Genomic DNA, 21,877 nt, shown 5'->3' on the forward strand with positions numbered 1-21,877 from the left:
CCATGACCGCCATCCAGAACCGCTACGAGTTCCTCTACCTCTTCGACTGCGAGAACGGCAATCCCAACGGCGATCCAGACGCCGGCAACAGCCCCCGCCTCGATCCCGAAGACATGCATGGTCTCGTGTCGGATGTCGCCATCAAGCGGCGGATTCGCAACTATGTCCAGACCGCCTTCGGCAACGCCGCGCCCAACGCCATCTTCGTGGAGCATGCGACCAACCTGAACAAGCCGATCGTGGCCGCGCACATCGCCACCGGCGGCGCACCCGGCGGCGGTGGCAATCGCACTCAGGTCGGTGCGGCACGCAACTGGATGTGCGCCCAATTCTTCGATGTCCGCACCTTCGGCGCGGTGATGTCCACCGGCGCCAATGCCGGACAGGTTCGCGGCCCGGTTCAGGTCGCCTTCTCGCGCTCGATCGATCCCATTCTGCCCATGGACGCATCCATCACCCGCATGGCCGTCGCGGAGAGGGTCGCCGGAGCGACGACCGTGGCCGACTACGAACACTGGGAAAACGATCAAGAAGAGGACAAGCTACGCACCATGGGCCGCAAAGCACTCATCCCCTACGGTCTCTATGCCTGCAAGGGGTTCATCTCCGCCCATCTCGCCCAGGGCACCGGATTCTCGGAAGAGGATCTCGGCCATCTCTGGGAGGCACTGCTCGGCATGTGGGACCACGACCGATCCGCCTCCAAGGGTGTCATGGCCTGCCGCGGTCTCTACGTCTTCAAGCACGTCGGCACGGACACGGACCCCAACCAGCGGGTACGTCAGGCCATGCTCGGCTGCGCCCCGGCGCACCGGCGCACCGGCTGCTGGATTTCTCCCAACCGACCCGCCCGCAGGCGAACGCGATCGTCGAAATCCAGCATCGTGCGGGCCTACAGGGCTCACCGCGCACCTTCGCCGACTATGAGGTCGAGGTTCATCCGGAACGTCTGCCAGCCGGAGTGGAGTTGCTGGTCGACGGCAAATCCGCAGAGGCAACCCCGACTTGATGGCACGAGCCTTCCCGGGCGTCAGGAGACCCGCACCTCGAGCGTGCGTCCGAGGACGCGCGCGGCGGCCTCGATCTGATCGAGGCGCGAGGCATGCTTGAGATCGAGCAACCGATCCACCTGCGGCATATGCCAGCCCAGGCGCCGTGCGAGCTCGGCCTTGCGGATCCCCTGCTCGGTCATCGCCTGGTAGACACCGAGCTTGGCGCATTCGAGCGCCGATGGCCGCACGGTCGGACGCCCGTCCGCGGCCGAGGGGACGGGCAGAGGACGGCGCGCCTCGAGGTAGAACGTCAGCGCGGTTTCCAGCGCGTCGACCGCGTAGAGCAGGGCCTCGTCCTCGTCCTCGCCTTGGGTGATGGCCTCGGGAACGTCCGGGAAGGTCGCGACGAAACCGCCTTCGGGCTGGGCCTCCAGAGTGACGGGAAAATCGAACATGGCTCAGTCTCCTTTCAATCCGAGTTGCTTCTTGATGGTCTCGACCGTGCCAGTCTTGAGTTCGGCGTTGTGCATCGGCATCACGGGCTGGCAACCGTTGAGGAAGATCTTCATGTGCGCACCCTTCCCCTTCTGAAAGGTCGCCCCCTGTTTGGCCAGCCAGCGCTTGAATGCGTTCGCGTTCGTGGCCTGGGATCTGAACACTTCTGTTGTGGCTGTCAACCGCCATGCCTCCATCCAGCGAGGACTCAATGACCGCTGACCCCGTCAACATCTCCGCGCTGAACCAGTACGCCTACTGCCCGCGACGTTGCGGATTGATCTATCTGGAAGGCGAGTTCGACCAGAACATCCACACCGCGCGCGGGAACGCGGAGCATGAGCGGGTGGATCGCGCCGCGCACGTGGCGGGCAGAGACGGGGCTCGCATCGACTATGCCTTGCCGGTTTGGAGCAACGCGGCGGGGCTCATCGGCAAATGCGATGTCGTCGAGCACTGGCCGGACGGGACCCTGTATCCGGTCGAATACAAGCATGGGCCGAAACGAAAGTGGCTGAACGACGACCTCCAACTGGCGGCCCAGGCCATCTGCCTGGAAGAGATGTTCGCCCGCCCGGTGCCGGCCGGGGCCATCTACCACGCGGCCAGCCGGCGGCGCCGCGAGGTCGTCTTCACATCCGAACTGCGCACTCTGGTGGAGCGGACGGTCGAGGGCATCCGCGACATGCTGGCATCGGGAAGGCTGCCGCCGCCGGTGAACGATCGGCGCTGTCGCGAGTGCTCGCTGAAGGATCTTTGCCAGCCGGAGGCCATCGACGCGCGGGCACGCCAGCGCCGATTGCGCGATGCCCTGTTCGAACCGAACGACCTAACGGACTAGCGGCAGATGCACACCATCCAGAACACGCTCTACGTCATGACGCCGAACGCCTATGCCCATCTGGACAATGGCACGGTACGGATCGAGATCGAGCGCGAGACCAAGCTGCGGGTACCGCTCCACCATATCGGCACCCTGGTCTGCTTCGGCAACGTCCTGGTGTCGCCCGCCCTGATGCACCGTCTGGCGGACGAGGGCAAGTCGCTGGTGCTGCTCGACAACTCAGGTCGTTTCAAGGCCCGGCTGGAGGGGCCTGTCTCGGGCAACGTCCTGCTGCGGCTGGCCCAGCACAAAGCGACCGCCGATCCGGCGGTCACGCTCGAAACCGCGCGCGCCATGGTAGCCGGCAAGCTGCGCAACAGCCGATCGGTGCTGCAGCGCGCCGCGCGCGAGACGAGCGACGGAGAGGAGTCCGCCATCCTGAGCCGGGCCACGGATGCCTTGGCGGCCTCGCTGCGAACCGCCCGCGACGCCGCCGACCTGGACAGCCTGCGGGGCGTCGAGGGCGAGGCCGCGCGCGGCTATTTCGCGGCGCTCAATCTCGTCGTCAAACCCCAGATGCGCGGGAGTTTCCAGCTCGACGGACGCACCCGCCGACCGCCGCGCGACCGCTTCAACGCCCTGATCTCCTTCCTCTATTCGATGTCGATGAACGACTGCCGCTCGGCGGTCGAAACGGTTGGACTCGATCCGCAACTCGGGTTCCTGCACGCCGTGCGACCAGGCCGCGCCGCCCTGGCGCTCGATCTCCAGGAAGAATTCCGCTCCGTCCTCGCCGACCGGCTCGCGCTCACGCTCATCAACCGTGGGCAACTGACGGCGAGCGATTTCGACGAGCGCGAGGGTGGTGCCGTCATGCTCAACGACTGCGGCCGCCGGGCTGTCGTCGCCGCTTGGCAGGCGCGCAAGCAGGAGGAGATCACCCACCCGCTGCTCGACACCAAGGTCCCGCTCGGCTTGCTGCCATTCGTTCAGGCCCGGTTCCTGGCGCGCACGCTGCGGGGCGACATGGAAGGCTATCTGCCCTTCGTCGCCAAATAGCCGGCCGGTTATCATTGAACGGACGTCACCGTCCTCAGAGTCGAGAATCATCCATGCTGATCATCGTCACCTACGACGTCTCGACCGAAACGGCCGAAGGCCGCCGTCGGCTGCGCCGGGTCGCCAAGAATTGCGAGCGTATGGGCCAACGGGTACAGAAGTCGGTCTTCGAATGCGAGCTCGACCAGATACAGTTCGAGGCATTGGAGCGCGACCTGTTGGCCGAGATCGACCTGGCGGAAGACAATCTCCGTTTCTATCGCATCACCGAACCGCGCGGACTGCGCGTCAAGCAGTACGGCACCTTCCGCTCGACCGATTTCGACGGCCCCCTCGTCATCTGATGCGCGAACCTCAAGTGACCGTCATGGACCCGCACCTTTCGCGCTCCGCTCAAGTGACTGGTTTTCCAACACAAACCTCCTCAGTGCCAGCCCGAAACCTGAAGCTGTCTTGCAAGCAACGCCAGGTTCGCGCAACATCGTCCAGCACCATCATCGAATCAAAGGGTTACGATGACGGAGCATCGCCCGGCCAGTAGGTCGGGCGTGGATTGAAACATCCGGGAGCTCGGCGCGCCGAGCACGATTTACCGGGCATCGCCCGGCCAGTAGGTCGGGCGTGGATTGAAACTAGCGTGATTCCGTAGAAGTCGCGCATGCGACGCGCGGCATCGCCCGGCCAGTAGGTCGGGCGTGGATTGAAACATGCTCAACTGGTGCGAGCGCGCCAAGTCCAAGGCGCATCGCCCGGCCAGTAGGTCGGGCGTGGATTGAAACAACAAGCAATGGCCATCCGATATCGCGCGAATCGAGGAAGAGCTGTCCATCCTGCAAGGCATTCTGTCGGAGAAAAGCGATGAACCCTGAACAAGCCGCTGGCGTTTTGGAGGAGGTCCTGCGTCGAGCCATGGACGAAGGGCTGGAGCTGCGCGACAAGGATCAGCTGAATGAGCATGACGAGGGTGCGCTCATGGCCTATTTCACGCTGCTCGACTGGGGAAAGTCTCAGGCCGAACTTTCGGGCATCGAGTTCGCCGACCGCGAGCTACAGGATTTCGATCCCTATTCTCTGCTGAATCAGCGGCAGGCGGCCTGAGACGATCCGGCGCAATACGCTGCGCTATTGCGCCCTACAGGGCGTTGAAGCCTCAGCGTTCAGCCAAGGGAGGATCGGGGGCGGCTGACAGGGGTATCGACAGCGGGGATGCTGTCGTCAAGCCTGCAGGGAAGTATTCGCGGCGTCCCCGGGCAGCCGCCACCCGGCCCGGAACGGGCCGGATAGAGTCGCTCTTCGGCGGCCTCAGAAAGGCGCCTCCTGGCTGGCCGGGACCGGAGCGGGCGCGGCCAGGTCGGGCGGGATCAGGCCGAACAGCTCGTCGAAGCGGGCGATCAGCTGGCGCAGCTGCAGGGCCAGGATGGCGAACTCGGCGTCCAGGCGCATCGCCGGGTCCATCTCGTCGTCGTCCAGCTCCTCCAGCAGCGCATCGCCGACCCTCAGACGCTTGAGCGAGAGATCCTCGGCCAGGGTGAAACTCAGACGCTCGTCCCATTCCAGGGCCAGCTTGGTCGTGCGCTTGCCGGCGCGCAGATGGTTGAGGATCTCGTCGCTCGACAGATCCTGCTTGCTGCAGCGGATCACCCCGGCGGTGTCGTCGGCATCCCGCAGCTCGCAGGCATCGCCCGTGACGAAATCGCTCGGGGCCGAGTCCTCGAGCATCCAGGCGGTCATGACGGCGGTCGGGGTCTTGGCCGGATCGGGCAACCGCGCCGGGAGCGATTCCAGGGTCTCGCGCAACAGCGAGACGATGTCCTCGGCCTGCTTCTCGCTCGCCGAATCCACCACCAGCCAGCCGGCCTCGGTATCCACGTAGAGCATCGTGCGGCGCGAACGGGTGAAGGCGCGCGGCAGCATCTCGTTGACGATCTGCTCGCGCAGACGGCGGCGCTCGGCACGACCCACGTCGCGGGCCTCGCCGGCCTCTAGCTCGGCGACACGCTCGTCCAGCGCCTCGGCCACGGCGGCCGAGGGCAGCAGACGTTCCTGCTTGCGCGCACACATCAGCAGACAGCCGCCGACGCCGTGCACCAGTGCGGCCGTCTCCTCGCCGAGCGGCGCGGCCCAGCCCAGGGTCGCGGTCTCGATGGGCCCGCAGGGGCGGAAGCGGCGCGTCGCCAGCCGCTCCTCCAATTCGGCGGCATCCAGACCGAAGGGAGTATCCAGACGGAAGAGTCGAGCGTTCTTGAACATGGTCAGCCCCTGTGGAAAAAAGGGCCGGAGTATGTGCCCGAGTCGGAGGGCACTGCAAGGAAAAAGGATCCAACGGCTGGAGAAGAGGGGTCGAAGACCGTGCTGGCGATTCGGTATCGGCACGACCCACCGTCTTCCTGACATTCGCGGCAGGCCCGCTCTTTCGTTAGAATACGACGATCGATCGCCATCAAACGGCTTCCCGTGAACGACCTCCCTCTGTCCGGCCTCTTCTTCGCGCTCTTCCTACTCATCAACCTCTCGGCCTTCTTCTCGGGATCCGAGACCGCCCTGCTCACCATGAACCGCTACAAGCTGCGGCACATGGCCGATCAGGGGAACCGCGGCGCGCGCATCGCCCGCCGTCTGCTCGAACGGCCGGACCGGCTCATCGGCCTGATCCTGCTCGGCAACAACTTCGTCAACATCATGGCTTCCTCGCTCGCGACCATCATCGCGCTGCGCCTCGGCGGCGAGGCGGCGATCGGTATCGCCGCGGGTCTGCTGACGCTGGTCATCCTCATCTTCGCCGAGGTCGCGCCCAAGACCTACGCGACCCTGCATCCGGAGCGGCTGGCCTTTCCGGCGGCCTATGTCTACCAGCCGCTGCTCAAGGTGCTCTACCCTATCGTCTGGTTCGTCAATCTCTTCACCAACGGCCTGCTGCGGCTGGTCGGCATCGTCCCAGAGGGAGCCCCGCCGACCGATCTCAGCCGCGAGGAGCTGCGCACCGTGGTCAGCGAGGCGGGCGCCATGATCCCGGAACGCAGCCGTTCCATGCTGATCGCGATCCTGGATCTGGAGCACGCGACGGTGAGGGACATCATGATCCCCCGCAACGAGGTCGAGGGCATCGACATCCAGGACAGCGAGGACGAGATCGTCAAGGCGATCTGCAACGCGGGATACACCCGTCTGCCGCTCTACGACGGCAGCGTCGACAACGTCATCGGCATCTTCCACGCCCGCACCGCCCTGCACGCCCTGCTGGAGAAGGGGCTGACCAAGGACCATCTGCGCGAACTGGCCCAGGCCCCCTACTTCGTCCCCGAGGGCACGGCGCTCTATCAGCAGCTGCTCAACTTCCAGCGCGGCCGCCAGCAGATCGGCCTGGTGGTGGACGAATACGGCGACTTCCTCGGACTCATCACCCTGACCGACCTGCTCGAGGAGATCGTCGGCGAGTTCACGACCGACCCGTCCGACCAGATCGATGAGATCCATCGTGCCGAGGACGGCAGCCTGCTGGTCGACGGCAGCATCAGTCTGCGCGACCTCAATCGAACACTGCGCTGGGAGCTGCCGACACGCGGCCCCAAGACGCTCAACGGTCTCATCCTGGAATATCTGGAGACCATCCCCGAGCCCGGCACCAGCCTCAAGCTCCAGGATCACCCGATCGAGATCATCCAGACCGCCGACAACGGCGTGAAGACCGTCAAGATCATCCCCAAACCGGCCCGCAAGCCGAGACGTTGAGGGAAGCCGCCAGCCGCCAGCCGCCAGCCGCCAGCCGCCAGCCGCCAGCCGCCAGCACTATAATCTTGCTGGTAGCTGGTAGCTGGTAGCTGGTAGCTGGTAGCTGGTAGCTGGTAGCTGGTAGCTGGTAGCTGGTAGCTGGTAGCTGGTAGCTGCTCAAGACACCGCATCCAGCGCCTCGGCCAGGGTCCGCACCGCGCTGATCTCCAGCCCCTCGACGCCCTCCTTGGGCACGTTGCCCTTGGGCACCACGGCGCGGCGGATGCCGTGCTTGACGGCCTCGCGCAGCCGGTCGGGACCGTTGGGCACCGGACGCACCTCGCCCGAGAGCCCGATCTCGCCGAAGACGGCCAGATCCAGCGGCAGCGGGCGGTCGCGGTAGCTCGAGAGCACGGCCATGACGACCGGCAGGTCGGCGGCGGTCTCGGCGATGCGCACACCGCCGACGACGTTGACGAAGACGTCCTGGTTGAACATGCCGACCCCGCCGTGACGGTGCAGCACCGCCAGCAGCATGGACAGCCGGTTCTGATCCAGCCCCAGGGCGACCCGGCGCGGATTGGCCAGGGGGCTCTCGTCGACCAGCGCCTGGACCTCGACCAGCAGCGGCCGGGTGCCCTCGCGGGTCACCATCACCAGGCTTCCGGAGACGGGCTGGTCGTGACGTGAGAGAAAGATGGCCGAGGGATTCTTGACCTCGCGCAGACCATGGTCGCCCATGGCGAAGACGCCCAGTTCGTTGACCGCGCCGAAGCGGTTCTTGATCGAGCGCACGATGCGAAATGGACCGCCGTGCTCGCCCTCGAAATAGAGCACGGTGTCGACCATGTGTTCGAGCACGCGCGGACCGGCGAGCGCCCCGTCCTTGGTCACGTGGCCGACCAGGAAGACCACGGTCTCCTGCTGCTTGGCGAAGCGGACCAGCTGGGCCGCCGCCTCGCGCACCTGGGAGACCGAGCCAGGGGCCGACTGGAGCGCCTCGGTGAAGAGGGTCTGGATCGAATCCACGACCATGACCCGCGGACGCTCCTGGGCCGCGTGCGCCAGGATCTGCTCGACGCAGGTCTCGGCCAGCAACCGGATGCCGCCGCCCGAGAGCCCGAGCCGACGCGCGCGCAGACCGATCTGCTGCGGCGACTCCTCGCCGCTGACATAGAGGACGGACTCCTCGGCCGCCAGAGCGGCGCAGGCCTGCAGCAGCAGGGTCGACTTGCCGATCCCGGGATCGCCGCCGATCAGCACCACGGAGCCGGTCACCAGACCGCCGCCCAGCACCCGGTCCAGCTCGCCGATGCCGCTCAGGATGCGGGTGCGCTCCTCGGGGCTGACCTCGGCCAGGATCTCGATCCGCGCGTCCAGGGCGGCACCGGCATAGCCGCCACCCCGCTCCGCCGGCCGGCGCCGGATCTCGGCGGTCTCGGTCAGGCTGTTCCAGGCGCCGCAGTCGGGACACTGACCTGCCCACTTGGGCTGGCGCGCGCCGCAGGCATTGCAGACATAGGAGACCTTGATCTTGGTCGCGGCCATGGTGGATCGAGCTCGGTGTGGTGAATTGAACCGCAAAGGCGCGAAGGGCGCCAAGAAGGGTCGTTACCCGGCCCGGCGTCAACAGGGCTGGGACGCCAATTCCTCTTCGATCAGCGACTTGAGATTGTTCATCATGCGGTCCGCGGTCTCCTGGAGCACGCGTCTCACCATGTTTTCGAACGGGCGCATGGCCCCGGTCAGACCCTCCAGCTCGAAGGTGAAGGCGACCCGGGTACCGCCGTCGAGCGCCTCGAAGCGATAGTCGATCAGATAGGTGTCCGACAGTTCCTTGAAGGTGATCTGGCGGCCGGACTCGAAGGTCGTGACCCGAAACTGGCTGTCGGTGCGCCGTCCGCGATCGAAACGGACCTGGCGAGCGGTCCAGCCGACCTGCATGGGACCATCGGTCAGGGCCTCCAGCGAGCGGACCTCGGGCGACCAGCGCGGATAGTTGTGCAGAAAATCCTCGGCGACGAACTGGAACACCTGCTCAGGTGCACGCTCGACATGGATCTCCGCTTGACTCGTCAACATGCGTTCTCATTCTCCCAGCAGCAGTCGTTTGGCTGCGTTGATCTTGGCGGCAAGATAGTCCGATCCGCCACGGTCCGGATGCATCCGCTGCATCAGCCGGCGATGGGCGGCACGAATGGCCTCCGCGTCCGCGCCCGGCTCCACGCCCAGGATGGATCGGGCCTCGGCATCGGTCATGGGGCCACCGCCGCCCGGCGACCCGCCTCCAGCCGATTTCTGTCCTGCACCGGCCTCCCCGTTCACCCAGGCGCCCAGCCCCAGGCCCTTCAGCAGTTCGCGCAGTCCGGCGACCGAGCGCAGCAGATACCCGGCCCGGACCAGCGCCGGGATAGCCGCAGCCACGGCGGCGAGCAAGGGGTTCAGATGGCCGAAAAGCACGGCCGCCACCAGCAGTCCGATACCGCCCCACACCAGCCACTGACGCAGCAGATGCCGGCGGCGTTCCTGCGGCAGGCGGCGCCAGGTATGCCAGCCCCAGAGGATCGCGGCGATCAGGATGAGCAGATACAGCAGACGGGCCATGGGATCGTTCAGCCTCTCGGATGGATGTTCGGGCAATCGGCGGGGTTCGAACCGATAGAAATGGATTCGGGTGTCCGGAATGACCGGGACATCGGCTCACCCTGCCCCTTCGATCGCTCGGCCCCGGATTGGTTCGGGTCAGCGGATTGGCATCATGACCCAGCAGAGGCATCCTGGTCCAGATCGGACACAGCCTCGGCCGGATCCTCCTCGAAGAAGATCCTCACGTCCTCCATCTTTCGGGTACGCGCCATCGCGGGCAGGCTGTCGAGAAAGGTGTAGCCATAGGAGCGCGACAGCAGCCGCGGATCGCAGACCACCAGCACGCCGCGATCCTCCGTACCCCGGATCAGCCGGCCGGCCCCCTGCTTGAGGGCGATCACCGCGCGCGGCAGCTGATAGTCGCGAAAGGGGTTGCCGCCGCGCTGGCGCAGGGCGTCGATACGCGCCGAGAGCACGGGGTCGCCGGGCGAGGCGAATGGCAGGCGGTCGATCAGGACGCAGGACAGTGCCTCGCCGCGCACGTCGACGCCCTCCCAGAAGCTGGAGCTGCCGAGCAGCACGGCATTGCCGAGGGCGCGAAAGCGCTCCAGCAATTCGGCCCGAGGCGCCGTACCCTGGACCAGGATGGGATAGTCGATGCGCCCCTCCAGCCCCCTGGCCGTCTCGCGCAAGGCGCGATGGCTGGTGAAGAGCAGAAAGGCACGGCCGCGGCTGTAGCCGATGACCTCGCACGCCAGATCCAGCACATGGCGGTTGTAGTCCGGCTCGGAGGGCTGGGGCAGTCCGCGCGGGACGAACCAGAGCGCCTGGCGCGGATAGTCGAAGGGGCTGTCCCAGCGGGCGGTCTCGGCGTCCTGGATACCGAGCTGGTTGGCGAAATGCCCGAACCCCTCGGCCACCGCCAGCGTCGCCGAGGTGAAGATCCAGGCGGTACGCTCGCGCCCGATCTGATCGCGAAAGAGATCCGCGACCTCCAATGGGGTCTGATGGAAGCGGAATCCCCGCCCCTGAGTCTCGAACCAGCGCACGGCCTCCTCGGACTCGGGCGCGGCGAGGATGCGCAGCCGGCCGAGCAGATCCTTGGCGCGCGCCCGACAGGCATCGAGCCCCTTGTCGCGCCCGGCCAGCGCCTCGAGCCCGCCGGCCAGCGCGTCGAGACGCCGCTCCAGGGTCTCGAGCGCGCGCGGCACCTTGGCGTCGGCGTCGGCCATCAGATCGCGCCAGGAACCGCGGCGCTCGGACTCGCCCAGCTCCAGCCTCAGATCCTGGACGGAGCGTCTCAGGCGCGAGGTGCGGTCGACCAGTTCGGACACCTCGGGCGCGGCACGCCGGGACTCGAGCTCGGCATCCCGGGCCAGGTCCATGAGCTGGCGGCTGCTGAGCGAGACGCCGAAGAAATTGGAGGCGGTCTCGGGCAATTGATGGGCCTCGTCGATGACGAAGCAGTCGGCACCCGGCAGGATCTCGCCGAACCCCTCGTCCTTGAGCGCCAGATCGGCACAGAAGAGATGATGGTTCACCACCACCAGATCGGCCGCCTGGGCCTCGCGCCGCGCGGCGACCAGATGGCAGTCCTGCCAGTTCGCGCAGTCCTGACCCAGACAGTTGTCGCTGCTGGAGGTCACCAGGGGCCAGATGGCTGCATCCTCCGGGATCCCCAGCTCGACGATGTCGCCGCGCCGGGTCGACTTGGACCAGCGCCCGACCTCCTTGAGCTGGTCGCGCTGATCGCGCTCCAGGCTGGCCGGATCCTCCAGCGCCAGCTTGAGCCGATAGCGGCAGAGATAGTTGCCGCGCCCCTTGAGCAGCGCGGCGGAGAGCGGCTGACCCAGCGCCTTGCGGATCAGGGGCAGGTCGCGGTGGAAGAGCTGGTCCTGGAGATTGCGGGTGCCGGTCGAGACGATGACCTTGCGCCCGGACAGGAGCGCCGGCACCAGATAGGCGTAGGTCTTGCCCGTCCCGGTGCCGGCCTCGCAGATGAGCACCCCGCCCGAGGCCATGACCTCGGACAGGCGCTCGGCCATCGCCTGCTGCTGGTCGCGATGGGCGAAGCCGGGAATCCGGCTCGCCAGCAGGCCCTCGGGGCCGAAGACGTGAGACAGATCTGTCATGGAGCCGATCGCGGAACCGGCGGGACGGGCTCAGGAGGTCACTGCGCGTTGGCCCGCCGCTCGGCGTCGCTGGCGCCATCGGCATCGCCGGCGCGGCGCTTGGCCTCGGCGATCATGCGCCAGTTGTCCCGCTTGACGTCGCCGTTCGACCCGGCCAGGTCGTTCGATCGCGAGGCCAGATTGCCGGCCTGCACCGTCTGACCCTGCTCCATGCGCACCCGGGCCAGCCGGTTCCACAGATAGGCCTCGCGCGGTGCGATCCTCAGCGAGCGCTCCAGCGAGGCGGCCGCGCCCGTGTAGTCGCCGGACTGTCGCTGCTGCTCGGCCTGGTTGGCCAGGGCCTGTGCGGCTGGCGGCAGAGTCGGCGCGGCCAGGTTTGACGCCGGCACAGGCGCCGGAGCCGGTTCCGCGCGCGCGACCTGAGTGGGCGGCGTCGGGGCCTCGGACGAGGGCGGCGGCATGATCGGCGGCTCGGGTTTGGGCTTCGGCTTGGGTGGCTCGGTCTTGGCGGCCGTCTGCCGAGGCGGGGGAGACGCCTGTGCAGGCGCCTCGGTCTTCGGCTTGTCGGCAGAAGCGGCCGGGGCCTGAGCGGCTGTCCTCGGCGGCTCGGATGCCGGCGGTTCGGACGACTGGGCCGTCTGCTCGGGTCGAACCGGCTCGGGCTCGGGCGGCGCGGCCGGATCCTGATAGGCATAGACCTGTGTCCGAGGCTTTTCCGGCTTGGGCGGCTCGGCCGGCTTGGGAGCGGGCTCGGATTCGGCCGGCCGGGTCGTCGCCGAGGAGGACGACCGTGGCGTCACCTGCACCACGGGCGCCGGAGGCCCCTCGCGCGAAGGCAGGGAGCATGCGGGAAGAAGCAAGACGGGCAGGATGGCGGCTAGAAACCGCGAGCCCCATCGCACGAGAAGGGCTCGACGCGGGGTTCGGCACCAGTGAGCGACAGCTGTCATCAGTTGTAGAAATCTCGCATGAAATGATTGACCGGCTTTGGCGGCGGCTCCGGCTTGGGCTTGGGTTGCGGCGGGGGCTCCGGCTTCTCCTCCGAATCCTCCGTCTGTGCGACCCGACGTTCGCCGCGGTCGGACTTGGACTTGTCCGAGCCTCCCCCGCAGCTGCGGGCGGCCGAGGCATCGCCGATATAGGGAACCTTGGAGCGACCGCAGGCATCCGCGACCACGACGCCATCCGGAGGAATGTCCGGGATCGGCTCGTTCTCCATGTCCAGCATGAATTCGCCCCAGACCCGCAGGGCGCCCGAGCCGCCGGCCAGACCCATCGGCTTGTAGTCGTCACGGCCGACCCAGACCACCGCGACCTTGTCACCCGAGAATCCGGCGAACCAGCTGTCGCGCATGTCGTCCGTGGTCCCGGTCTTTCCGGCCATGCTCATCCCCTTGGGCAGCTGGCCGCCCAGCCATCTGGCCGTGCCGTTGGTCACAACGCGCTGGAGCGCCCAGGTGGTGAGGAAGGCGGCCTTGGGATCGACCACCGCCTCGACCGCCAGCGGATAGCGGTTGAGGGGATGGCCGCGCGCATCCACCACCTCGCGAATGGCCCGCAGCGGCGCCCGGTAGCCACCCGCCGCGATGGTCTGGTACATCTGGGCCACCTCGAGCGGCGACATGGACACGGAGCCGAGCAGGAGCGACGGCACCACCCGGATGCGACGTTGGGCACCAAGACGATAGAGCGTATCCGCGACCTTGCCAACGCCCAGATCCAACCCGAGATTGACCGTCGCCAGGTTGAGCGATCGGGCCAGGGCGTCCGAGAGCATCACCGGACCATAGACACGGTGATTGTAGTTCTTGGGCTGCCAGCGCTTGTTGCCGTCCGGCAGGCTGACCGGCTTGTCCTGGATGCTGGTGGTCAGGGTGTAGCGGTCGGGCTGCGAAAGCGCGGTCAGATAAACCGCAGGCTTGACCAGTGAGCCGATGGAGCGAACGCTGTCCAGCGCGCGGTTGAAGCCGGCGAAGCCCGGCTGACGGCCACCGGCGATCGCCAGCACCTCGCCCTGGGTGACCGAGGTCACCACGGCGGCGGTCTCCAGCGTCCCGGCCTTCATGCGGCGGGACTTCTCGAGCTCGCCCAGTTTTTTGGGCAGCGCCTTCTCGACCGTGGCCTGGACCAGCGGATCCAGGGTGGTGAAGATGTTGAGACCCTCGGAGCGCAAATCCTCGTCGCGATAGTCGCGCTGAAGCTGTCGCCGCACCAGGGTGATGAAGCCCGGATACTGCCCGGCCGGACGCCCACCGCCATCCTGGATGCCGAGCGAGGTGGTCTTGGCCGCCTCCGCCTGGCCCATGGTGATGACATCGTCGCGCACCATGAGGTCCAGGACCAGGTTACGGCGTTTCAAGGCCGCCTCGGGATGACGGCGCGGATCCAGACTGGAAGGGGCCTGGACCATGCCCACCAGCAATGCGGTCTGGGGGATGCTCAGCTCGCTCAGCGGCAGGTTGAAATAGAACTGGCTCGCCAGTCCGAAACCGTGAATGGCGCGGCTGCCGTCCTGGCCGAGATAGATCTCGTTGGCATAGGCCTCGAGAATCTCGTCCTTGCCGTAGCGGCGCTCGAGCAGGAAGGCCATCAGGGCCTCCTTGATCTTGCGCTCGAAGGTGCGCTCGGCATTGAGATAGAAGTTTTTGACCAGCTGCTGGGTCAGGGTGCTGGCGCCCTCCACCACGGCACCGGCCTGGAAGTTGCTGATGGCCGCGCGCAGGATGCCCTTGGGATCGATGCCGATGTGCTGGTAGAAGTTGCGGTCCTCGACCGCCATCAGGGTCTTGACCAGAAGGTCTGGCAGATCCTTGCGCCGCACCAGGACCCGGTCCTCGTGATGGGTCGGATAGATGCTGGCGATCAGCATGGGATCCAGACGCACCAAGGCGGGATCCGGATCGCCCTCGGCCCCCTTCAGGCTCGAAACCTTGCCCTCGGCGAACTGGATGTCCAGATTGCGGCTCGGCTCCTGGCCGTCCCAGAACCGGAAGGCGCGGGTACTGACGAGGAAGCGGTCGCCCTCGCGGCTGTAGGTGCCGGGCGCATTGGGATCATCCGCCGGATGATAGCTCAGCCGCTCCAGCTCGGCCTGGAACTGCTCCGCATCCAGGTGACGATCGGCATAAAGCTCGAGCGCACGCGCATAGACCCGGGCCGGCAGTGCCCAGCGCTGTCCCTCGAACTTGCCGCGCACCACGCGATCCAGATGGACGGCATAGACCGATAGCGCAGCGGCGCCGACGATCCCGAGCACCAGCCCCCAGCGGAACAGAAAGGCAATCGGACGGAAGCGCTTGCGTCGGACGGAAGACCTGCGTTTGGGGGATGGGTTTCGACGATTATCGGCCACGGGTCAGCACCCGCCCGGCAGCGCCGCGACGCCGCCGTCCATGTCGGACGAGATAGGGAAAGGGATTGGATACATCCAGGGAGCTCGATCAGCCTGAGTCACAGATTTTCAGGCGCTTATGGTCCCATCCGCGGCGGCTGGACACAACTGTTTGCGATGACAGATCAAACAATCTCGTCGTGCGGAGGGAGTCTTCGCGGGTACTGACCCGAGGATGCGAGAACCCTTTTCTTCGCACCCAATTCTATGGATCAGGTACGAAAGGAAAAGGTTAGAAACAGAAAATCGGCTGAATTTCTTAGGCGTCCAATTTCCGCCGACGGTAGCCCAACCCAGCCATACCCACCAGCGCCGAACCGAAAAGCCAAGCTGCCGCAGGTATTGGAACGACAGCATTCGCAGTCAACGTCTTAAGTTTGAATCCATCATACAAATGATCTGGGTTATCGACAGCTGCAGCGATATACCATGTATCGCTAGCCGCATTGTCAGTAAAGCGGCCATAGTGTCGATTAGCCCAACCAACAGTCGTCATGTTATCAAACGAAGTTCCATATGATAAATCAGCGTCCCCTCCGAAATAGCCATTAAAGTTCCCAACGTATCCATTTTCTATATCAGAGATACTAACATTGACGGCGCCCCCAGACGAATCCTTGAACTGCAAAATCAAATAATCATAACCACCAAAATTATCAATAGTATGAGAATCCCCATATCCACTTTCTTGAACATTAACGACACCAAGCCCACCATCATATTTCCTCAGAGAGGAATTATAAGTCCCAAAATGAAATTTTGTACGCGCTTCCACAGTAACGGTCAAATCACCGACAGTAACTACACCCTGATTGGCATATGAATAATCAGATATATTTGTATTGCGAAAATCAAAAGTAACCGCATTCGCAGATGACCACACCAAAAGACTTAAAAAAGCCAATGCAAATCTGATTTGTTTCACTGAACTTTTCTCTTTCAGATATTTCATGTTCCAAGCAGCAACGAACAATCTGCCCGCGCCACCTCCACTCAGCATGGATGCTAAAATTATAAAATGCAAAAATTGCACCACTTCCCCGGAACACAAAAACAACAGCTTGCACAAAGTTTTCTATGGAGGTTCCCGAGCCTTTTAATTCATAGACAAATAAGCCCTCAAAGAATGTAACAAAATCAAAAACTCAGAAACAAAAACGCCTCAAATGTGTTACATCCATCGTACGAGATGCCTTAGCCTAAAAGGGCCTTGATCATCGTTTGGTCCACCTGTCGCGATCCAGCCTCGAGCGCCAAGCAAGAGTCTGATTTTTAAGAGCTTAAATAGGCTTGATTGACCACATGATTGGGTCTTGGGCGAAACGATGATCAAGGCCCCTAAAAGCAGACTCGAAACCTCAGCGCTCATCACGACTTGACACCAACCCCTCGCCTCAACAGTCTCAAACTGTAAGCGGCCAAAACGACGATGAAGACCAGAATCATGCCAAACGCAGCCCCGATCGGAATATCGCTCACCCCCAATAGCCCGTAGCGAAAGGCGTTGACCATGTAGAGCACTGGGTTGACCATGGAAACGCCCTGCCAGAAATCCGGCAGCAGCTCGATGGAATAGAAGACCCCACCGAGATAGGTCAAGGGCGTGAGAACGAAGGTCGGGACGATGGAGATGTCGTCGAAGCTGTTGGCATAGACCGCGTTGATGAAGCCGCCGAGCGAGAAGAGGGTGGCGGTCATGAGACAGATCAGGAACATGATTCCGAGGCTGTGCACATGCAGGTCGGTGAAGACGAGCGCGACCGAGATGACCGCAGCACCGACGACCAGGCCGCGCGCCACGCCGCCCGAGACATAGCCGGCGAGGATCACCCAGTCCGGCGCGGGCGAGACCAGCAGTTCCTCGATATAGCGCGAGAACTTGCTGCTGTAGAAGGAAGAGACCACGTTCGCATAGGAGTTGGTGATGACCCCCATGAGCACCAGCCCCGGAACGATGAAGTCCAGATAGGCGAATCCGTCCATGGTGCCGATACGATCCCCGATCAGACGCCCGAAGATCACGAAATAGAGCGTAGTCGTGATGACCGACGGCAGGACCGTCTGCACCCAGATGCGCGAGAAGCGCAGAATCTCCTTGGTGAGGATGGTCTGAAAGGTGACCCAATAGCGTATCCAGCGATGCCGACCCGCGCTCATGCCTGCCCCCCCTCGGCGACCAGACGCCCGTCCACCATCTCGAGGAACAGACGCTCGAGCCGGTTCTGCTTGTTTCTGAGACTGATGACCTCGATCCCGTTGCGCGAGAGCGCGTCGAAGAGCCCGTTGATGGTGTGATCCCGATTCATTTCGACTTCCAGGGTGCAGTCGTCCAGATACTGGAGCACGAAGCCCCCCAGCTCGGGCAGCTCGGACACCCGTCCCTTGAGATTGAGGACGAAGGTCTCGGTATGGAGCTTGTTGAGCAGCGCGGCGATGCTGGTCCGCTCGGCGATGCGGCCGTGATTGATGATGGCGATGTTGCGGCAGAGGCTCTCGGCCTCCTCCAGATAGTGGGTGGTGAGGATGATGGTGGTCCCCTCGGCGTTCAGGTCGCGCAGAAACGACCACATGGAGCGCCGGATCTCGATGTCCACACCGGCGGTCGGCTCGTCGAGGATCAGCAACCGCGGCTGATGGACCAGCGCGCGCGCGATCATGAGACGCCGCTTCATGCCGCCCGAGAGCTTGCGCATCTCCTGATCGCGCCGGTCCCAGAGATCGAGCTGGCGCAGATAGCGCTCGGCGCGGACCCTGGCCTCCTGGCGCGGGATGCCGTAATAGCCGGCCTGATTCAGCACCACCTCGAAGACGGGCAGAAAGAGGTTGAAGTTGAACTCCTGCGGAACCAGACCGATGCAGGACTTGACCGCCTCCGGATTCGCATCGAGATCGTGACCGAAGACCCGGACCCGACCCGAGGTCTTGTTGACGAGCGACGAAATGATTCCGATGAAGGTGGACTTGCCTGCGCCGTTGGGACCGAGCAGGGCGAAGAAGTCGCCCTCCTCGACCTCAAGATCGATCCCCTTCAGGGCCTGGAAGCCGCCCTTATAGGTCTTGGTGAGCTGCTGGACATCGAGTGCGGACATGTGAATTGGTATTCGTATTGAATCTGGCGGACTAGCCGAGAGGCCGATCCGAGGGGAGATGAACCTGGGCGAGATGCCTGGACCGGTGCCGAGATATCGCCACCGCACCGGGATTCGGAGCCGAAACGGACTCGCCGAATCGGCGATCGCTGCGATAATGCGCGGTTTTCCGCGATAGGAGACCTAGAGAAAGTGCCGTCCCTGGAACTCGCCTCCTGGCTGTTCGCAGCCGCGCTCGCGGCCGGCTTCATCGATGCCATCGCCGGCGGCGGCGGTCTCCTGGCCATCCCGGCGCTGCTCTGGGCCGGACTCTCGCCGGTCGAGGCGCTGGCGACCAACAAGGCTCAGGCGGTCTTCGGCAGCGGCATGGCGACCCTGCACTTCGTCCGTCAGGGCTATGTCGAGCCGCGCGGGATGAAGCTCGCCATCGCCGCGACCTTCGTCGGCGCGGCGGCGGGGACGCTCCTGGTGCAGCAGATCGACTCCGCCTTCCTGGAGCGCCTCATCCCGGTGCTGCTGATCGCCTTCTCGCTCTACTTCCTCTTCTCGCCGCGCGTCTCCGACCTGGATTCGCACCAGCGGATCGGCGAGCCGGGATTCGCCGCGAGCATCGGTCTGGGGGTCGGCTTCTACGATGGATTCTTCGGCCCGGGAACCGGCACCTTCTTCGCCATGAGCTATATCGCCCTGCTGGGCTACAACATGCGTCGCGCGACCGCCCATACCAAGATGCTCAACTTTACCAGCAATCTGGCCTCGCTGCTGTTCTTCATGGCCGGGGGATACATCGTCTGGACCATCGCCGCCGTCATGGCGGCCGGACAGCTGGCCGGATCCAGGCTCGGCGCCCATCTGGTGCTGCGTCACGGTGCGAGCCTGGTTCGGCCGGTCCTGGTCCTCTCCTCGCTCGCCATCTCGGGCAAGCTTCTGTGGGACGCACTCCAGACGCCCTGAAGCCGCTCATGCCGATTGTCCGGCACCCGCGAGACTGGCACACCGTCATCCCGATCGTGGCCGAGAGCGTCCTGACGCTCTACGAGCTCTTCGTCGTCGGACAGCCGGCGCACTGAGACGGGGCGCGGCAGGCGAGCGCGCTCAGTGCCGAGCGTCCAGGGACGCCCGGGAAATCCACAGGAGGGCCGGCTCCTCGTCCTCGCCCAGTTCGCCCTCGCGCAGGAAGATCTCGCCGTCGTCCACCTGATAGGTCTCGACACCCTCGGCCGACCGGCTCTCGGCCGCCACCGGAGAGGCCGCGCCACGTCCGCCCAGCCTCCGGTCCAGCCAATCGGAGATGAGCCCATGGTAGGCACGCCGATAGACCAGCTTGGCCGCCCGCAGCCGGTCGCCGTCGAAGAAGAAGGTGATGTTGGAGGCGGGTATCTGATTGAAGGAGCCGATATCGGCCCGGCACAGACGGTTGCCGAAGGGGTTGCTGCCGTCGGCACACGCCCATTCCAGCTTGGGGAAGACCTCGCGCAGACGCGATTCGGTCAGACCGCCGTTGAAGGACTCGATCGCCGGATTGAATTCCGGGTGTCCGAGCAGGGCCATGAGCGCCACGTCGGTGCGACGCTGACCGTCCTCGGTGAATGCCAGCCAGCAGAAGGGCCCGAGCACCAGGGCCAGCATCAGCAGCGTCTTGTAGGTCTTGGGGAGTTTGAGATCCTTGTTCATGGCGGCATTCTAGCGGGTTTTGGGTCCCGTCCCACCCTTCATGGCGCAAGTGCCGAGGCAGAGGGCGACGGACCTCAGTCGGCCGCGTCCGGAAAGGATCGGTCGCGCGCCTCCCGAGACGCCAGCCTCTCCCGAACCGCCAGATAGACCAGGAACAGGGTCGCGCCAAACATGTTCGCGATCAGATCCTGCATGTTGTTGTCGTAGCCGCCGACGCCATTGTTCCGCACCGTATTGACGACGAGATACTCGACGATCTCGACCAGGGCGCCGAGCCCCAGGACCGTCAGCACCACGAAGAGCCGGTTGATCCCGGCCAGGGAGATGCGGCGCAAGATGAAGAGCTGCCGCACCAGGAGTGCGGAGACGAAGGCGTTGACCAGATGCACGTATTTGTCGTAGCGGATCCCCAGCAGGAACTCGTCGTAGAGCCTGTGATCATCCACCCGCACGAAGGCCCCGGCGAAGTGCATGAGGATACCCAGCTGCACCATGAGCAAAAGTCCCGGCCCGAAGGAATAGCGCCGAAAATGCAGCCAGAGAAAGAGGATCGCGAGCAAGATGGCCAGTGCGTAGACGAAGAACTCGTGGATGTTGGCGGCACCGCGATAGGCGACGAAGCGGCTGTAATAGACGAAGACGCACATCATCAGGAACAGCAGGGCGTTCACCAGGACGAACACGTCAAGAGGACGGACATTCGCCCGGATCCATGAGATGCCAGGCGCGCGTTTGCAGGAAAACCGATGTGTAAAGATGTCGGATGCCATGAGAATCGCGGCCCGTCACCTGGGCACCATCTCGATGCGCGCGTTGAGCGCGCGCCCCTGCGGCGTGGCGTTGGTCGCGACCGGCGCCAGGTTGCCCACCCCCCTGGGCGTGAGGCGTTCGCCCAAGACCCCGTAGTTCAGGATCAGCCGCTGCACGACCTCGGTCGCACGCCGTCGGGACAGGTCCAGATTGCCTTCCAGATCGCCCTGGCCGTCGGTATGGCCGACGATATAGACCGACAGATCCGGTGTTTCGCCCAGCATTCTCGCCATGGCCTCGATCTGCGGCCCGGATTCGGGCATCAGGGTGGCGCGTCCCGGCTCGAAGCCGATGGCATGAAGGGCGGCATGTCCCTCCTCCTCGATCAGCCGGCTCAATTCCCGAGACTCGATCAACGCCCCCGGCGGCGCCGAACCGCCCGCGCCCTCCTCGATCCGTTCCAGAAACACGGCGACCCGCTCGCCCGCGCCCGAATCGGCATAGTTGTCCTGATAGGCTCCGAAAAGGAAGAGATGCTGGTCCGCCGAGTCCGAGCCACGACGCGCGACCAGGATCCAGGGGTCCTTGACCGAGCCGTCCGAAAAGGCGCGCTCCAGCAGATAGGTGTCGGTCAGACGCTCGTCCTGGCCCGCGTCCGAATAGAAGCCGCCGACCGACTCGCCGCACTCGGAGTCACCCTCGCAGCGATAGAGCATCTCGTAGCCGGCCCGCTCCAGGACATCGCGATAGTGCCTCATCACATCCTGAGACCGGACCGTCCGCGGGATCAGATAGAGGATGCGCGTCCGCCGGCCGGAGACCTCGACGCTCTTCTTCCAGCTTCCCTTGGATCGGCCCGCCACCCAGGGCCCGGCGGGCAGATGCGTGGTCTCGGATCCATCCGCGCGATAGCCGATGATGACCGAGCCGGCGAAGCGCGCCAGTCCCTCGGGATCGCGCGCCCCGGGCAGATCCGTATCCAGTCCGCGCGCCGCGACCGCCTGAGCGGCGACGAGCAGCAATAGACAGAGACGGACCAGTGTCGGGCTGGCATGGGGTCGCATCGGGTTCCTCTCGCGGGGATTTCAGCATGACCTTGCGGGGATACGGCATTCTAATCGCGCGCCCGGCCGAGATCGAATCCGCCCCTGCACATTTGCGTCCAGCCGCACTAGACT

General features: G+C 64.8%; 22 protein-coding genes. 7 read left to right on the top strand and 15 right to left on the bottom strand.

Annotated elements, in window-relative coordinates:
* Positions 1-2 precede the first annotated feature (2 nt).
* Positions 3-1,088 carry a type I-C CRISPR-associated protein Cas7/Csd2 gene (gene cas7c, locus D779_RS10200; RefSeq protein ID WP_081763449.1) on the top strand — a complete coding sequence of 362 codons (1,086 nt, stop codon included), beginning with the start codon at positions 3-5 and terminating at the stop codon, positions 1,086-1,088.
* Here cas7c and D779_RS10205 read toward each other — a convergent pair.
* Together D779_RS10205 and D779_RS10210 are read right to left on the bottom strand one after the other, a co-directional pair.
* Positions 1,031-1,447, bottom strand: coding sequence for a type II toxin-antitoxin system HicB family antitoxin (locus tag D779_RS10205; RefSeq protein ID WP_043753351.1), 417 nt, complete (start codon positions 1,445-1,447; stop codon positions 1,031-1,033). The two genes, cas7c and D779_RS10205, sit on opposite strands and share 58 nt — an antisense overlap.
* Before the next feature lie 3 nt (positions 1,448-1,450).
* Positions 1,451-1,669, bottom strand: coding sequence for a type II toxin-antitoxin system HicA family toxin (locus tag D779_RS10210; RefSeq protein WP_198295702.1), 219 nt, complete (start codon positions 1,667-1,669; stop codon positions 1,451-1,453).
* Positions 1,670-1,698: 29 nt separating this feature from the next.
* On the opposite strand from D779_RS10210, the gene cas4 reads away from it, so the two are divergent.
* The 4 genes from cas4 (at position 1,699) to D779_RS10230 (ending at position 4,467) form a co-directional block, all read left to right on the top strand.
* Positions 1,699-2,328 carry a CRISPR-associated protein Cas4 gene (gene cas4, locus D779_RS10215; RefSeq protein ID WP_043753352.1) on the top strand — a complete coding sequence of 210 codons (630 nt, stop codon included), beginning with the start codon at positions 1,699-1,701 and terminating at the stop codon, positions 2,326-2,328.
* A gap of 6 nt (positions 2,329-2,334) precedes the next feature.
* Entirely contained in the window at positions 2,335-3,369 is a 1,035-nt protein-coding gene (gene cas1c, locus D779_RS10220; protein WP_043753355.1) for a type I-C CRISPR-associated endonuclease Cas1c, read from the top strand.
* Positions 3,370-3,422: 53 nt separating this feature from the next.
* The gene (gene cas2, locus D779_RS10225; RefSeq protein WP_043753356.1) at positions 3,423-3,713 is read left to right on the top strand and encodes a CRISPR-associated endonuclease Cas2; all 291 of its coding nucleotides are present in this window, start codon (positions 3,423-3,425) and stop codon (positions 3,711-3,713) included.
* A gap of 514 nt (positions 3,714-4,227) precedes the next feature.
* Positions 4,228-4,467, top strand: a complete 240-nt coding sequence (locus D779_RS10230) for a hypothetical protein (RefSeq protein ID WP_157726370.1) — start codon at positions 4,228-4,230, stop codon at positions 4,465-4,467.
* Between the two features lie 204 nt (positions 4,468-4,671).
* Here the strand turns inward: D779_RS10230 and D779_RS10235 are convergent, their stop codons facing one another.
* The gene (locus D779_RS10235) at positions 4,672-5,619 is read right to left on the bottom strand and encodes a recombination-associated protein RdgC (protein WP_043753360.1); all 948 of its coding nucleotides are present in this window, start codon (positions 5,617-5,619) and stop codon (positions 4,672-4,674) included.
* 204 nt (positions 5,620-5,823) lie between these two features.
* Here D779_RS10235 and D779_RS10240 point away from each other — a divergent pair, with 204 nt between their 5' ends.
* Entirely contained in the window at positions 5,824-7,098 is a 1,275-nt protein-coding gene (locus D779_RS10240) for an HlyC/CorC family transporter (protein ID WP_043753362.1), read from the top strand.
* Between the two features lie 156 nt (positions 7,099-7,254).
* Here D779_RS10240 and radA read toward each other — a convergent pair whose 3' ends face one another.
* The 9 genes from radA to D779_RS10280 all read right to left on the bottom strand — a co-directional run bounded on the left by radA (position 7,255) and on the right by D779_RS10280 (position 18,275).
* Positions 7,255-8,625 (bottom strand): DNA repair protein RadA, encoded by a 1,371-nt coding sequence (gene radA, locus D779_RS10245; protein WP_043753364.1) that lies wholly within the window; start codon positions 8,623-8,625, stop codon positions 7,255-7,257.
* 78 nt (positions 8,626-8,703) lie between these two features.
* A complete protein-coding gene (locus tag D779_RS10250; RefSeq protein WP_043753366.1) occupies positions 8,704-9,159 on the bottom strand; it encodes an SRPBCC family protein in 456 nt (151 codons plus the stop codon).
* Positions 9,160-9,165: 6 nt separating this feature from the next.
* Positions 9,166-9,717 carry a DnaJ domain-containing protein gene (locus D779_RS10255; protein ID WP_332307757.1) on the bottom strand — a complete coding sequence of 184 codons (552 nt, stop codon included), beginning with the start codon at positions 9,715-9,717 and terminating at the stop codon, positions 9,166-9,168.
* Between the two features lie 116 nt (positions 9,718-9,833).
* Positions 9,834-11,795, bottom strand: coding sequence for an ATP-dependent DNA helicase (locus D779_RS10260; protein ID WP_043753368.1), 1,962 nt, complete (start codon positions 11,793-11,795; stop codon positions 9,834-9,836).
* A 38-nt stretch (positions 11,796-11,833) separates the two neighbouring features.
* The gene (locus D779_RS10265; protein WP_232424150.1) at positions 11,834-12,595 is read right to left on the bottom strand and encodes a tetratricopeptide repeat protein; all 762 of its coding nucleotides are present in this window, start codon (positions 12,593-12,595) and stop codon (positions 11,834-11,836) included.
* A 149-nt stretch (positions 12,596-12,744) separates the two neighbouring features.
* Complete coding sequence (gene mrcB / locus D779_RS10270; RefSeq protein WP_043753373.1) at positions 12,745-15,147, bottom strand: penicillin-binding protein 1B; 2,403 nt, start codon at positions 15,145-15,147, stop codon at positions 12,745-12,747.
* 298 nt (positions 15,148-15,445) lie between these two features.
* On the bottom strand, positions 15,446-16,138 hold the full coding sequence (locus tag D779_RS22205; RefSeq protein WP_157726371.1) for a VPLPA-CTERM sorting domain-containing protein: 693 nt from the start codon (positions 16,136-16,138) through the stop codon (positions 15,446-15,448).
* Between the two features lie 416 nt (positions 16,139-16,554).
* A complete protein-coding gene (locus tag D779_RS10275) occupies positions 16,555-17,343 on the bottom strand; it encodes an ABC transporter permease (protein ID WP_043753375.1) in 789 nt (262 codons plus the stop codon).
* Positions 17,340-18,275, bottom strand: coding sequence for an ABC transporter ATP-binding protein (locus D779_RS10280; protein WP_043753377.1), 936 nt, complete (start codon positions 18,273-18,275; stop codon positions 17,340-17,342). The genes D779_RS10275 and D779_RS10280 overlap by 4 nt, the downstream gene beginning before the upstream one ends.
* A 192-nt stretch (positions 18,276-18,467) precedes the next feature.
* Here D779_RS10280 and D779_RS10285 point away from each other — a divergent pair, with 192 nt between their 5' ends.
* Entirely contained in the window at positions 18,468-19,229 is a 762-nt protein-coding gene (locus D779_RS10285) for a TSUP family transporter (protein WP_043753379.1), read from the top strand.
* A 141-nt stretch (positions 19,230-19,370) separates the two neighbouring features.
* On the opposite strand, the gene D779_RS10290 is transcribed toward D779_RS10285, so the two are convergent.
* The 3 genes from D779_RS10290 to D779_RS10300 all read right to left on the bottom strand — a co-directional run bounded on the left by D779_RS10290 (position 19,371) and on the right by D779_RS10300 (position 21,763).
* A complete protein-coding gene (locus D779_RS10290; RefSeq protein ID WP_043753381.1) occupies positions 19,371-19,949 on the bottom strand; it encodes a hypothetical protein in 579 nt (192 codons plus the stop codon).
* Between the two features lie 74 nt (positions 19,950-20,023).
* On the bottom strand, positions 20,024-20,620 hold the full coding sequence (locus D779_RS10295; RefSeq protein WP_157726372.1) for a DUF2238 domain-containing protein: 597 nt from the start codon (positions 20,618-20,620) through the stop codon (positions 20,024-20,026).
* Between the two features lie 114 nt (positions 20,621-20,734).
* Positions 20,735-21,763 (bottom strand): OmpA family protein, encoded by a 1,029-nt coding sequence (locus tag D779_RS10300; protein ID WP_043753385.1) that lies wholly within the window; start codon positions 21,761-21,763, stop codon positions 20,735-20,737.
* Positions 21,764-21,877 lie beyond the last annotated feature (114 nt).

The organism is Imhoffiella purpurea, from assembly GCF_000585215.1.
GTDB classification, from domain to species: domain Bacteria; phylum Pseudomonadota; class Gammaproteobacteria; order Chromatiales; family Chromatiaceae; genus Imhoffiella; species Imhoffiella purpurea.

Bases quoted from the DNA above. Each gene is read 5' to 3' on its own strand.
- D779_RS10300 (WP_043753385.1), bottom strand. From the start codon at position 21,763: ATGCGACCCCATGCCAGCCCGACACTGGTCCGTCTCTGTCTATTGCTG.
- D779_RS10230 (WP_157726370.1), top strand. From the start codon at position 4,228: ATGAACCCTGAACAAGCCGCTGGCGTTTTGGAGGAGGTCCTGCGTCGA.
- D779_RS10205 (WP_043753351.1), bottom strand. From the start codon at position 1,447: ATGTTCGATTTTCCCGTCACTCTGGAGGCCCAGCCCGAAGGCGGTTTC.
- D779_RS10280 (WP_043753377.1), bottom strand. From the start codon at position 18,275: ATGTCCGCACTCGATGTCCAGCAGCTCACCAAGACCTATAAGGGCGGC.
- D779_RS22205 (WP_157726371.1), bottom strand. From the start codon at position 16,138: ATGAAATATCTGAAAGAGAAAAGTTCAGTGAAACAAATCAGATTTGCA.
- cas2 (WP_043753356.1), top strand. From the start codon at position 3,423: ATGCTGATCATCGTCACCTACGACGTCTCGACCGAAACGGCCGAAGGC.
- radA (WP_043753364.1), bottom strand. From the start codon at position 8,625: ATGGCCGCGACCAAGATCAAGGTCTCCTATGTCTGCAATGCCTGCGGC.
- D779_RS10235 (WP_043753360.1), bottom strand. From the start codon at position 5,619: ATGTTCAAGAACGCTCGACTCTTCCGTCTGGATACTCCCTTCGGTCTG.
- cas1c (WP_043753355.1), top strand. From the start codon at position 2,335: ATGCACACCATCCAGAACACGCTCTACGTCATGACGCCGAACGCCTAT.
- cas7c (WP_081763449.1), top strand. From the start codon at position 3: ATGACCGCCATCCAGAACCGCTACGAGTTCCTCTACCTCTTCGACTGC.
- cas4 (WP_043753352.1), top strand. From the start codon at position 1,699: ATGACCGCTGACCCCGTCAACATCTCCGCGCTGAACCAGTACGCCTAC.
- D779_RS10275 (WP_043753375.1), bottom strand. From the start codon at position 17,343: ATGAGCGCGGGTCGGCATCGCTGGATACGCTATTGGGTCACCTTTCAG.
- D779_RS10260 (WP_043753368.1), bottom strand. From the start codon at position 11,795: ATGACAGATCTGTCTCACGTCTTCGGCCCCGAGGGCCTGCTGGCGAGC.
- D779_RS10250 (WP_043753366.1), bottom strand. From the start codon at position 9,159: ATGTTGACGAGTCAAGCGGAGATCCATGTCGAGCGTGCACCTGAGCAG.
- D779_RS10290 (WP_043753381.1), bottom strand. From the start codon at position 19,949: ATGAACAAGGATCTCAAACTCCCCAAGACCTACAAGACGCTGCTGATG.